This is a genomic window from Stenotrophomonas sp. YJH_SMC_17, from assembly GCF_059371655.1.
In genome coordinates this window covers 562302-574291 of sequence record NZ_JCAFUU010000002.1, presented here as the reverse complement: position 1 = coordinate 574291, position 11990 = coordinate 562302, and the positions used below count along the sequence as shown (strand labels likewise).

Here is an 11990-nt window from a genome sequence, read left to right as displayed (position 1 = left end):
TGGGTCGATGATAGCGGAGCCGCCCGTTGTAGAGTCGACTGTCAGTCGACAGCTCCCCGCCGGGCGCAGAAAACCCCGCGCTCTACAGGAAGCGGGTTACTTGCTACCGCCCGCCATGGTCCCGGCGGCGTCGATTTCGGCCTGGGCGCGGGCCGCGTACAGCGTGCCCGGCGGTGGCTGCCGGCTGAAGAAGGTGTGCACGCCATCGAGCACGGCACCGGCGATCTTGCGCTGGTAGGCCGGATCGATCAGGCGGCGCTCTTCGTCCGGATTGGAGATGAACGCGGTTTCCACCAGCATCGCCGGCATGTCCGAGGTGCGCAGCACGGCGAAGTTGGCGCGTTCGATGTTCGGCTTGTGGTTGTTGCCGATCCGCTTCAGGCCGCCCAGCACGTGGCCGGCGGCATCTTCGGACGCCTTCATGTAACCGCTCTGGGCCAGGTCCAGCAGCACGTTGGCGAGCGTGCCCTCGGTCTGCTGCAGGCGTACGCCCCCCACCAGATCCGCCGCGTTTTCCTTGTCCGCCAGCCAACGGGCACGCTGCGAAGAAGCCCCCTTGGTCGACAGCACATAGACCGACGAGCCGGTGGCCGAACGGTTTTCGGCCGCATCGGCGTGGATCGAAATGAAGATGTCGGCCTTGTTCGCACGTGCCTTCTGCGCACGCATCGGCAGCGGGATGAACACGTCGCTGTCGCGGGTCAGATAGGCCTTCAGGCCCGGCGTGGCATTGACCTGGCGGGCAAGCTCACGCGCCACCGCCAGGGTGACATCCTTTTCGCGCTTGCCGGTCGGACCGATCGCGCCGGGATCCTGACCACCGTGGCCGGGATCGATGGCAACCACCAGATGACGCATGCCGGCCTGCATGCGGATGCGCGAGGCATCGCTGGGCATGGCCGGGCGCGGCGGTTCCACCGGCGTCGGTGCCGGTGCCGGCACGGTCGCCGGTGGCGTGGTCACCACGGCAGCGGTGCGCTGGCCGGCGAGGATCGCGGCCGGCGAGGAAGATGGTGAGCTGCTGGCCACGGTACCGGCCGCCGCAACCTGGGCCGGCGCGGTGGACGGCGCCGGCGTCGGCGTGGCGGGTGCGGCGGCAGTGGCACTGGCCTGCTGCCGCACCTGCGCGGTCAGCAGCGCGGTCGCGCGCGCGGCATCGGAACGCGACTGAGCGCTTTCTGCCGGCGTCGGTGCCGGCGTGTTGGCCGGTGCCTGCGGCTGCACCGCGGGTGTCGCTGCCGGACGGCTGGCAGCCACGGCCGGGCCATCGCCCGGCCATTCGATCACCAGCTTGGATTCATTGCCCTCGCGCTGCATCTGCGGGCGGAACGGCGCCACCGATTCCGCGAGGTCGAAAACGACTCGAAAGGTGCCCGGCACCGGTTGTCCGGTACGCACCGCCGTGACCACGCCCTGCGCGGCCGGCATCTTCAGGTTGCGTATGGCGCTGGAGTCGGGGAAATCGACCACCAGGCGGTTCGGTCCGGCCAGCGACAGGGTCTTGTAGCCGCCACTGCCGACCAGCGAGATCTCGGCACGGGTGCCGGTGGCGCCCGTATTCAGCAGCACCTGGCGGACCTCACCGGCCCACGCACTGACGCTCGCCAGACTCAGTCCGACGGCGGCACAGATGGCGATGAGACGGTTCCCCGGGCGCATGGCTCAGGATTCAATCACCGCGCTGAACGGAATGCAACACCTTTTTCCTTAATAATCCGTAACCTGCCGGTGTTTGTTCTCGTCAGCCGACAGAAATGGCCTGCAAGTCGCCCCCTTGAGGGAGCCGCTTCAACCATTCATGCCCGACGTCGCTGGCTGCAGTGAGACGCACGCGACGCCCCTGCCCTTCGATGTCCAGCGCCACCACCAGGTCGGTCGGCGGCAACGCGCCAGCGCCCCGCTCGGGCCATTCGACCAGCCACAGTACCGCACTGCCCTCGTCCAGGCCGAGGAAGTCCAGTTCGCCCGCCTGGCCGATGCGGTACAGGTCCAGGTGCCAGGCCTCGCCACCGCTGGCCAGCGGATAGCGCTCGACCAGCGTATAGGTCGGGCTGCGGATGGCACCCTGCACGCCCAGCGCGCGCAGCAGTGCACGGGCCGTGGTGGACTTGCCGGCACCGAGGTCGCCGCGCAGTTCGATCAGCGCCTGCGGCGGTCGGGTCGCCGCCAACCACTGCCCGAGCAGTTCGGTTGCGTCGCTGTCGGCAAGGAAGAAATCAGTCATGAAGAGTGTTCCGGGTTGGCCAGTCGCCGCAGCGGCACCAGCAGATCAGTGGGAAGCAGGCCGCGTGCGCCGTCGGCGGCCGCAGCGTCGCCAGCGAGCGCATGCAGCAATGCACCAGCGGCGGCAGCGTCGAAGGCAGCCAGCCCTTGCGCGCGCAGGCTGGCAATGATGCCGGTGAGCAGGTCGCCCATGCCCCCCACGGCCATGCCGGCATTGCCTGCAGCGATCAGCCGTGGCGCCTGCCCGGGCGCCGTCACGATGCTGCCTGCGCCCTTCAGCACCACCACGGCGTGGAAGCGTTCGGCCAACGCCTGCGCACAGCGGTAGCGATCGGCCTGGATGTCAGCGGTACTGCAGCCGAGCAGGCGCGCCGCCTCACCCGGATGTGGCGTCAGGATGGCGCCCGGTAGCGCGCGCGGATCCTGCGCCAGCAGGTTCAGTGCATCGGCATCAACCACCAGCGGTTTGTCGCTGGCCAGCACCCGCGCAAACAATACGTGCGCCCATTCGTCCTGGCCCAGGCCGGGGCCGATCGCCACCACCCTGGCCTTGTCCAGCAGCGCCGGCAGAACATCGCCATCTTCAAGCGCATGGGTCATGGCTTCGGGCAGGCGAGCGAGCAACGGGCCGACGTGATCGCGCCGGGTGCCCAGGCTCAGCAGCCCGGCGCCTGCGCGCAATGCGGCTTCGGCCGCCATCGCGATGGCGCCGCCGCTGCCATGGTTGCCGCCGACGCACAGCACGTGCCCGGATTCGCCCTTGTGGGTATTGGCACGACGCGGCGGCAGCAGCGCCGGCAGGCGCGCCTGCGTCCAGTGCTCCACAGTGGGTGACACGCCCTGCCATGCAACCGCAGGCAGCTGCAGCGGCGCCAGCGCCTTCAGGCCGCAATGATCCAGCGCATCACCGGTATACAGGCCGCGATGCGGCACGATGAACTGCAGGGTCAGCGCGGCGTTCACCGCCACACCCGGCACCGCGCCGTGGTCGGCATCCACGCCACTGGGGACGTCCAGTGCCAGCACCGGTGCTGCCTGTGCGTTGAGGGCGGCGATCAGCGCCTGCGCCGCGCCTTCGGGCGCGCGGTCGAAGCCCAGCCCGAACAGGGCATCGACCCAGATGTCGGCCTCGGGCAGCGCGCCGCCGAAACAGGTGATGGTGCCGCCCTCGGACTTGAAACCCGAGGCTGCTCGCTGTGCCAGCACGGTTGACGGTGGCTTGCCCGGCAAGGCGATCACCGCCACCTCGCGCCCGGCCTGCTGCGCGTGACGTGCCAGCACCAGGCCGTCGCCGCCGTTGTTGCCCGCTCCGACCACCACGCCGATCCGCCGCGCCTGCGGCCAGTGCTGCAGCAGGCACTGCCAGGCGGCCTGGCCGGCCTGCGCCATCAGGCCCCAGCCGCCATCGGCAGCCAGTGCCGAGGCCTGCGCATCAAGCGCTCGCGCGGCAGCGGAATCGAAAAGATCGGCAAGGTTGGCCATGCAGGGATTTTATACTGGTGCACATGTCCCCCGCCCCCACCCTTGTCGATCCGGCCCAGGCCGTGCAGCGCATCCGCGAACTGGCGCGTGCGCATGGCTTCCAGCGCTGCGGCATCGCCGGTATCGAGCTGGGCGAGGATGAGGCGCACCTGGCCGACTGGCTGGGCCAGGGCCTGTACGGCACGATGGACTGGATGGCGCGCCACGGCACCCTGCGCGCGCGCCCAGCCGAACTGCTGCCCGGCACGGTACGGGTGATCTCGGTAGGCATGGACTACAGCCACAAGGACGACACCGAAGCCTGGGCCACCCTGGCCGATCCGGGCCGCGCCTACGTGGCCCGCTACGCGCTGGGCCGCGACTACCACAAGCTGATGCGCAACCGCCTGCAGAAGCTGGCCACGCAGATCAACGATGAAGTGGCGCCGCTGGGTTACCGCGTGTTCGTCGATTCGGCCCCCGTGCTGGAACGTGCACTGGCGCGCAACGCCGGGCTGGGCTGGATCGGCAAGCACACCTGCCTGATCGATCGCCACGGTGGTTCGTGGTTCTTCATCGGCGAGATCTACATCGATCTCCCGCTGCCGATAGATGTGCCGGCCACGGCACATTGCGGCACCTGCACACGCTGCATCGATGTCTGCCCGACCCAGGCCATTACCGGCCCGCAGCGACTGGACGCACGGCGCTGCATTTCCTACCTGACCATCGAGCACGACGGCGCCATTCCCGAAGACATGCGGCCATTGATCGGCAACCGCATCTACGGCTGCGACGACTGCCAGCTGGTCTGCCCCTGGAACAAGTTCGCCAAGCGCACCGACGAAGCGGATTTCCGCGCACGCAACAACCTCGATACCGCGCGGCTGGACCAGCTGTTCGCTTGGGATGAAGCCGAATTCCTGCGCCGTACCGAAGGCAGCCCGATCCGTCGCACTGGCCATGAGCGCTGGCTGCGCAACATCGCGGTGGCACTGGGCAATGCACCGACCACAGCGGAAACGCTGGCCGCACTGCACACCCGCGCCGACCATCCCTCGTCACTGGTGCGTGAACACGTGCGGTGGGCACTGGGCCAGCACGCACCGCGCTGACGTGCGATCCTGAGCGCCCGTTCCACCTGCCGCACGCCGTTCCCATGCAGCCACGCAACAACGACATCCTCACCCCCAGCCAGCTCAATACCCTGGCCCGCGACCTGCTGGAAGGCAGCTTCCCGGCGATCTGGGTCGAGGCTGAGCTGGGCAGCGTGGCGCGCCCCGCTTCCGGGCATCTCTACTTCACGCTGAAGGACGCGCGCGCCCAGCTGCGGGCGGCGATGTTCCGGATGAAGGCGCAGTACCTGAAGTTCGTGCCGCGCGAAGGCATGCGCGTGCTGGTGCGCGGCAAGGTGACGCTGTACGACGCCCGTGGCGAGTACCAGATGGTGCTGGACCACATGGAGGAAGCCGGCGACGGCGCACTGCGCCGCGCATTCGAGGAGCTGAAGGCACGCCTGGAGGCCGAAGGCCTGTTCGACCCGGCGCGCAAGCGGCCGCTGCCCGCACATGTGCAGCGCTTGGCGGTGATCACCTCGCCCACCGGCGCCGCCGTGCGCGACGTGCTGAGCGTGCTGGCCCGCCGCTTCCCGCTGCTGGAAGTGGATCTGCTGCCGACCCTGGTACAGGGCAGCACCGCTGCCGCGCAGATCACCCGCCTGCTGCAGGCGGCCGATGCCAGTGGCCGCTACGACGTGATCCTGCTGACCCGTGGTGGCGGCTCACTGGAAGACCTGTGGGCGTTCAATGATGAAGCGCTGGCGCGCGCGGTTGCGGCCAGCAGCACGCCGGTGGTCTCGGCCGTTGGCCACGAAACCGACTTCAGCCTGAGCGACTTCGCCGCCGACCTGCGCGCGCCGACACCGTCGGTGGCCGCCGAACTGCTGGTGCCGGACCAGCGCGAACTGGCGCTGCGCCTGCGCCGTACGGCGGCACGCATGGTGCAGCTGCAGCGGCACACGATGCAGCAGGCGATGCAGCGCGCCGACCGCGCCCTGCTGCGCCTGAACGCGCAGAGCCCGCAGGCGCGCCTGGACCTGCTGCGCCGCCGCCAGCTCGACCTGGGCCGGCGCCTGCATGCCGCGTTCAACCAGCAGCAGGAACGCCGTGCCGCGCGCCTGCGTCATGCAGCGGCGGTGTTGCGCGGGCACCATCCGCAGCGCCAGCTCGACACGATGCAGCGCCGCCTGGCCGCCCTGCGTGGGCGACCGCAGGCTGCAATGCAGCGCCTGCTGCAGCGCGATGCACTGCGCCTGCGCGGGCTGGCGCGTTCACTGGAAGCGGTCAGCCCGCTGGCCACCGTGGCTCGTGGCTACAGCATCCTCACCCGCAGCGACGACGGCACGCTGGTGCGGAAGGTCGATCAGGTACAGCCAGGCGATGCGCTGCAGGCGCGCGTTGGCGACGGCGTGATCGACGTGCAGGTCAAGTAGAGGGTTGTTCGGCAGGGCTGCGCCCTGCACCTGCAGAGGCTTCAAGCCAAGGCAACGTCAACGTCAACGTCAAAAGCGAGCATTCCGTGGGATGGCGGGGCGGTGTCGGAGTGCGGGGACGCCGCAAGTACATCCTTGTAGGCTTGGCAGCCGCATCCATGCGGCTGACACCCCGCACTCCGACACCGCCCCACCTCTGACAGTTTTCCGCGATCGGGTAGATCCACGCCATGCGTGGATGACTCTCTTCCAGATATCGAATCAATTCGGGGTCAGATCCGTTTTCCTGCGGAAAACGGATCTGACCCCAAGCGCCATCCCGGCAGATCGCGGACATCTGTCGAAGGCGGGGTGGGTCCGGTTGCGGGGGCGTGAGCCGCATGGATGCGGCGACCGAGCCTACATGGACGTATTTACGGCGTCCCCCGCAACCGGCCCCACCCCGCCATCCCACAGGGAACCCGCTTCTGCTTCGGCTATTGCTGTTGCCTTGGTTCACAGCGGGTGCAGGGCTGCAAGCCCTGCCGAACACCCCCTACTTCGCCTGCTCGCAGAACTTCTGCCGGTACTCGAGCGCCTTCGGCATCAGCGCCTGCAGATTCTGGATGCGGGTGCCGGGGTTGGGGTGGGTGGAGGCGAACTCCGGCGGGGCCTGGCCGCCGCTGGCCTGCCCCATCCGCTGCCACAACGGCACCGCCTCGCGCGGGTCGAAGCACGCCGCTGCGGCCAGCATCAGCCCCACTTCGTCGGCCTGCGTCTCGTGGCTGCGCGCATACGGCAGCAGGTAGCCATAGCCCATCGCCGACATCATCATCTGTTGCTGCTGCGCATCCATGCCGCTGGCGGCGCCGGCCATCTGCCCGATCTGGGTCAGCTTCTGCTGCGCCATGCGCTGCGCGCCGTGGCGCAGCAGCGCGTGGGCGATCTCATGGCCCATCACCACCGCCATCGCATCGCGGGTGCGCGCCACCGGCACCAGCCCGGTGTAGACCGCCATCTTGCCGCCCGGCAGGCAGAACGCATTGGCCTGGTCGGACGGAATCACGTTCACTTCCCACTGGAAATCCCGCGCGAAGTGCGCCGGCTGCACGCCATGCTCCTGCGCCAGTGCGGTCTCCACCACATCGACCTTGGCGATCAGGCGCTCAGCGATGTCACGCACGTCACGCGCGATCGGTGCATTGGGATCCATCGGCCGCTCCTGCGACAGGATCTGCTGGTAGGCCTGCAGCCCCAGCGCGGTTTCCTGCCGCGCGTCCAGACTGCTGTCGATCATCACCTTCTCGCCGGTGTACGGATCGACCGTGCGGTTGGAGAACCAGTAGAACACCGCATAGCCGGCGGCCAGCAGCAGCACCCACCAGCGGATGTTGCCGAACAGGCCGCGCCGCTGCGGTCCTTGCGGCGAGCGGGAGAAGGGATCGTTGCGCATCGGGTGGACTTCCTGCTGGCCCCGCCGGCCGGCGGGCACGGCGCAATCTTAGTGCGCGGCTGCCCGCAGCGGGTGAAGCCGGCTGTCCCTCAGATGCCGCGCACCAGGCGGAAGCCGATGCGGGCATTGGTGGTGTCCGAATCCTGGGATTGCCGCCAGGCCGCACGGGTCTGTTCAGGCGCATTGGCCCAGTTGCCACCGCGGATCACGCGCGACCGGCACCCCGGGTTGAACCAGGCCGCACCATCGGACGGCGCGCGGCGGTAGCTGGCGTGCCAGCAGTCGGCCACCCATTCGCTCAGGTTGCCGCCCATGTCGTGCAGGCCGAACGCATTGGCCTGGAAGCTCGCCACCGGCGCCGGCCCCCACCAGCCATCGCCATACCCGATAAACGCGTTGTGCCAGTGCCGGCCCGAGGGGGAGACGTCCTTGCTGCCGGTGAAGTTGCCGCTGCCTGGCGGCGGCACGCCTGCATCGCCCCACGGATAACGGCCGCTGCTGCCGGCGCGCAGCGCGTACTCGAACTCGGCTTCGCTGGGCAGCCGGTAGCTGCGGCCGGTCTGCTCGGACAGCCAGGCCGCATAGTTCTCGGCATCACGCACGCTGACATGCATCACCGGCGAGTTGCCCAGCGCGCGGCCACCGTCGTAGTCCGAGCGCCAGTCCACGCCACTGCGGCGGATGAAGTTGCCGCTGCGCTCGTCATACACCACCGAATGGCCCCGCCGGGTCGCACGCGGGCGCACATTGGAGGCTTTCACGTAGCGTTCGAAATCGCTGACCGTGACTTCGGTGATCGCCATCGCAAAGCCGCGATCGAAACGCACGTAGTGCGAAGGCCGCTCGGAATCCGTCGATCCCGGTTCGGCATCACCGGCGCCCATCTGGAAGCCGCCGTGCGGTACCACCACCATCTGCGGCCCGCGCCCGCCGTCGCGCATGGCGTCACTGAACACCTGGCCGGGGCGGAAGCTGCCGTAATGCGTCGCCAGGTCGATGCGCTCGCGCAACTGCCCCACCACGGCGTCACCCGGCAGGGCGATGCGCAGCGCCTCGGCCAGCTTCTCGCGCGCCGGCTTCAGGCCCTGCGGCGTAGCGAGATCGCGCAGGCCATCATCACGCAACTGCAGCAGCGTGGCGGCGCGGATCTGCTCGATGCGCTCGAACGCGTCGGCAATCGTCGGCGACGAATCGCGCACTTTGCTCGCTTCAGCCAGCCAGGTCCCCGCGCCGGCGAAGTCGCGGGCCCGCGCGGCATCCTCGGCACGGCGGATCAACCCGCTCTCGGCTGCGGCCAGGCCCTGCCGTGCGCGGCTGTTGCTTTCGTCCAGCGCCAGCGCCTCCCGGAAATTGCCGATGGCGCCGTCGCCATCCTCGCCGATCCGGTCCGAGCGCAGGTCCTCCTCGCCGGCGCGGTTGTAGGCCACCACACGCTGCGCCAACTCCACCCGCGCCTGCAGCGCACGCACCTTCTCGTCCTTCGGCGCCAGAGTCAGCAGCACTAATGCCTGGCGGCTGGCCTCGGCCAGGGCCTCGCGCTGTTTGAGTGGCCGCACCAGCAGCGCATCCGCCTGCTGCTGCAGGCGCTGGCGGGCACGCTGCAGGCCCAGCCGGGCCTGGCGGTCATCCGGGTCTTCTTCCTGCACCGCCAACCACAGCGGAATGGCGGCGTCGGCGTCCTCATAGAGCCGTCCTTCGACGAAGGCCTGCTCTGCGGCACGGCGCAACTGGGCCAGGCTGCGGTTCTGGCGGTCCACCCGCGGCGGCGTCCACTGCAGCACGTCCTCGGCAGCATCATCGCCGGCGATGGTCACGCTGCCCTGCCCGGCCTGCGGGCGGGCATCCGTGCCGGTATCGGCCTCCTCGGCGGCGGCAGCCTTCCCGCTGGCGGCCGGTTCCGCCGGCGCGGGCACCGACGGCGTGCAGCCGGCCAGGGCCACGGCCAGGGCGGTGCACAGCACGGGCGACAACGGAAAACGCAAGCAGAGCCTCCTTCGGCACGGACGCGGACCGACGTTAGGCTATTCTCCCCTGCCTGAGCAAACCCGAGTAGTAGGCCCCCGACCCGTGGCAACCTGGATCACCACCCCCGCCGAGCTGGACGCGTACTTCCAGCAGCGCCCGACCCGCATCGGCCTGGACACCGAATTCATCCGTGAACGCACCTTCTGGCCGCAGCTGGCGCTGGTGCAGATGGCCGTCGGGCAGGACATCCTGCTGATAGACCCACTGATTCCCGGAATGACCGACGCACTGGCGCCCTGGCTGGCCGATGAATCGATCACCAAGGTGATGCACAGCGCCAGCGAAGACCTGGTCGCCTTCAAGTGGGCCTGCGGCGTGCTGCCGCGGCCGCTGTTCGACACCCAGATCGGGGCAGCGCTGGCCGGCATTGGCGGCGGCATGGGCTACCAGAAACTGGTGGCAGAGATCACCGGCGTGGCGCTGGCCAAGGGCGAGACCCGCTCGGACTGGATGCGCCGTCCACTGTCGGAGTCGCAGCTGCAGTACGCCGCCGACGATGTCGAGCACCTGTTCGCATTGCATGACGCCATCGATACCAGGCTGCAGGCGCTGGGCCGCCAGCAGTGGCTGCACGACGATGGCAAGCGACTGCTGGCAAGCGTCGCCAACGACGAGGACCGCTGGCCGCACCTGGCGATGCGCTCGGCGCAGTTCCTCGACGCCGCCGCGCAGCGCCGCCTGCTGCGCCTGCTGCGCTGGCGCGACGTGCAGGCACGCAGCAGCGACCGCCCACGCAGCTGGATCCTGGACAACGAACTGGCCGCCACCCTCGCACGCACGCCCCCGGCCGACGCCGATGCGTTGGGCAAGTTGTTCGAGCAGTTCCCGAAGGCACCGCGCAAGCTGGCCGGCGCCGTGTGGCAGGCACTGGAAACACCGCTGGCCGATGAAGCCGACGCGCCGCTGGCACTGCCAGCCAATGACAGCAACAAGCAGATCCTGAAGAAGCTGCAGGATGCAGTGGCCGAACGGAGCCGCGAGCTGGGTCTGCCGGATGGCATCCTCGCTTCGCGCAAGCATCTGGAAAGCTATCTGGAACGTCGCCAGTGGCCGGCCGCACTGGCCGGCTGGCGCCAGCAGGAACTGGAGTCGCGGCTGCAGGCGCTGCTGCCCGCACGTTGATGGCACAAGGCGCCGGACCACGCCGGCGCGGTTCACCTCAAGCCTGCAGGGGCCGTGCTACGGTTTGGCGGTACTGACAAGGAGACGTCGATGCAGACCCTCAAGGTCGCGACCGCCTGCGCACTGCTGCTAACTACGTTGGGCCTGGCATGCTCCGGGCAGGCCGCACCGCTTTCCTATGCACAGGAAAAGGAGAACACAGCCAAGCTGGTGGACATCATTGACGGTGCCACCCGCGACGGTCTGGTTGCCGTGCTGGTGCCGGCCCCATATGTCGTGCACAACGGCGGGCCAGGCGTCGGCTCTCCGGTCCCCGGCTTTCATCTGGGCAACCGCTCGACCGACCTACCCGGGTTCTCGACGCGAGTGTCCTTCCAGCACAAGGACATTCCCTCCCAGGGCTATGTGCAGCTGTTCAACACCAACGAACTGGAAACCGGCCCGCAGCGGACGGTGTTGATGGACGTGTTCGAGGTGCATCTGATTCCGCCGGGCACCTATCTGCTGAACGGTGCGGAGAACTACCGCCTGAACACCCGCGTGGCCAAGCTGAAGCCGCTGGGGACCACGGACGAAGTATCGAAGGACATCGGCGCCACCCGCCTGGCCGACGTCGATTACCGTTTCTATTCCTGGAAGAAGGTCTGGGTACCGCCCGGCGTCCTGACCGATCAGCACTCCCAGCAGGTCTGCATCTCGGTGCATGTGGCCTCCGGCAACTGCCTGGCATGGGGCACCCAGAACTACGAAACCTCGCGCCCGACTGAAGGCTACTGGGATGACAGGATCGTCCCTGAAGACATCCCTGCCGTGCGCATCCAGGCGGTCATCGCCAAGGCCCACGCGCCACTAGCCTTCACTGCCCGCGAAGGGCAGATCCTGCTCAGCCCCTTCATTGTTGCCGCCGACGGCGATATCGATTTCAACGCGAACGACTGCGCACCGGTCGACAAGCTGACGGGATGCGCCCTGCGCCGCTTCACGGTGCACTACCAACCCGCGCCGCTGGACGCTGCACGCAAGCACATCGCAATCACCTCGCGCGGCCTCAACGGCAAGCAGCGCAAGGTACTGGAGCGGATGGAGGCGATGCAGCTGCAGGTGCTCGGCCCCAATGCGCCGTCAGATGCAGCGCTGGGCAAGGGCGTCAGCGCCACGCCTTGAGCACGGATGATGCCTGGCCAGCAACGAAAAACGGCGCTCGATGAGCGCCGTTTCCGTTACACGACGGGGTAA

At 68.7% G+C, this 11990-nt stretch carries 9 protein-coding genes; 4 read left to right on the top strand and 5 right to left on the bottom strand.

What is annotated here, in order from left to right; genetic code table 11:
* Positions 1–96 precede the first annotated feature (96 nt).
* From AC5P8Z_RS07675 to AC5P8Z_RS07665, 3 genes are all read right to left on the bottom strand, one after another.
* Positions 97–1659, bottom strand: a complete 1563-nt coding sequence (locus AC5P8Z_RS07675; RefSeq protein WP_495228643.1) for an N-acetylmuramoyl-L-alanine amidase — start codon at positions 1657–1659, stop codon at positions 97–99.
* An 82-nt stretch (positions 1660–1741) separates the two neighbouring features.
* The gene (tsaE, locus tag AC5P8Z_RS07670; RefSeq protein WP_495228641.1) at positions 1742–2224 is read right to left on the bottom strand and encodes a tRNA (adenosine(37)-N6)-threonylcarbamoyltransferase complex ATPase subunit type 1 TsaE; all 483 of its coding nucleotides are present in this window, start codon (positions 2222–2224) and stop codon (positions 1742–1744) included.
* Entirely contained in the window at positions 2221–3705 is a 1485-nt protein-coding gene (locus tag AC5P8Z_RS07665) for an NAD(P)H-hydrate dehydratase (RefSeq protein ID WP_286069166.1), read from the bottom strand. Before AC5P8Z_RS07665 ends, tsaE begins: the two co-directional genes overlap by 4 nt.
* Positions 3706–3728: 23 nt before the next feature.
* Here AC5P8Z_RS07665 and queG point away from each other — a divergent pair, with 23 nt between their 5' ends.
* The gene (gene queG, locus AC5P8Z_RS07660; protein WP_495228639.1) at positions 3729–4799 is read left to right on the top strand and encodes a tRNA epoxyqueuosine(34) reductase QueG; all 1071 of its coding nucleotides are present in this window, start codon (positions 3729–3731) and stop codon (positions 4797–4799) included.
* A gap of 44 nt (positions 4800–4843) precedes the next feature.
* Positions 4844–6175 (top strand): exodeoxyribonuclease VII large subunit, encoded by a 1332-nt coding sequence (gene xseA / locus AC5P8Z_RS07655; RefSeq protein WP_495228637.1) that lies wholly within the window; start codon positions 4844–4846, stop codon positions 6173–6175.
* 535 nt (positions 6176–6710) lie between these two features.
* Here xseA and AC5P8Z_RS07650 read toward each other — a convergent pair.
* Both AC5P8Z_RS07650 and AC5P8Z_RS07645 read right to left on the bottom strand, forming a co-directional pair.
* Positions 6711–7607 carry a M48 family metallopeptidase gene (locus tag AC5P8Z_RS07650; protein WP_286069170.1) on the bottom strand — a complete coding sequence of 299 codons (897 nt, stop codon included), beginning with the start codon at positions 7605–7607 and terminating at the stop codon, positions 6711–6713.
* A gap of 89 nt (positions 7608–7696) precedes the next feature.
* Complete coding sequence (locus AC5P8Z_RS07645) at positions 7697–9589, bottom strand: formylglycine-generating enzyme family protein (protein ID WP_495228636.1); 1893 nt, start codon at positions 9587–9589, stop codon at positions 7697–7699.
* Between the two features lie 85 nt (positions 9590–9674).
* Between AC5P8Z_RS07645 and rnd the strand changes: the two genes are divergently transcribed.
* Together rnd and AC5P8Z_RS07635 are read left to right on the top strand one after the other, a co-directional pair.
* Entirely contained in the window at positions 9675–10754 is a 1080-nt protein-coding gene (gene rnd / locus AC5P8Z_RS07640; protein ID WP_495228635.1) for a ribonuclease D, read from the top strand.
* A gap of 90 nt (positions 10755–10844) precedes the next feature.
* On the top strand, positions 10845–11918 hold the full coding sequence (locus AC5P8Z_RS07635; protein ID WP_495228634.1) for a hypothetical protein: 1074 nt from the start codon (positions 10845–10847) through the stop codon (positions 11916–11918).
* Positions 11919–11990 lie beyond the last annotated feature (72 nt).

Coding starts and splice junctions, on each gene's coding strand:
- AC5P8Z_RS07675 (WP_495228643.1), bottom strand. CDS start 1,659: ATGCGCCCGGGGAACCGTCTCATCGCCATCTGTGCCGCCGTCGGACTG.
- AC5P8Z_RS07635 (WP_495228634.1), top strand. CDS start 10,845: ATGCAGACCCTCAAGGTCGCGACCGCCTGCGCACTGCTGCTAACTACG.
- queG (WP_495228639.1), top strand. CDS start 3,729: ATGTCCCCCGCCCCCACCCTTGTCGATCCGGCCCAGGCCGTGCAGCGC.
- tsaE (WP_495228641.1), bottom strand. CDS start 2,224: ATGACTGATTTCTTCCTTGCCGACAGCGACGCAACCGAACTGCTCGGG.
- AC5P8Z_RS07665 (WP_286069166.1), bottom strand. CDS start 3,705: ATGGCCAACCTTGCCGATCTTTTCGATTCCGCTGCCGCGCGAGCGCTT.
- xseA (WP_495228637.1), top strand. CDS start 4,844: ATGCAGCCACGCAACAACGACATCCTCACCCCCAGCCAGCTCAATACC.
- AC5P8Z_RS07650 (WP_286069170.1), bottom strand. CDS start 7,607: ATGCGCAACGATCCCTTCTCCCGCTCGCCGCAAGGACCGCAGCGGCGC.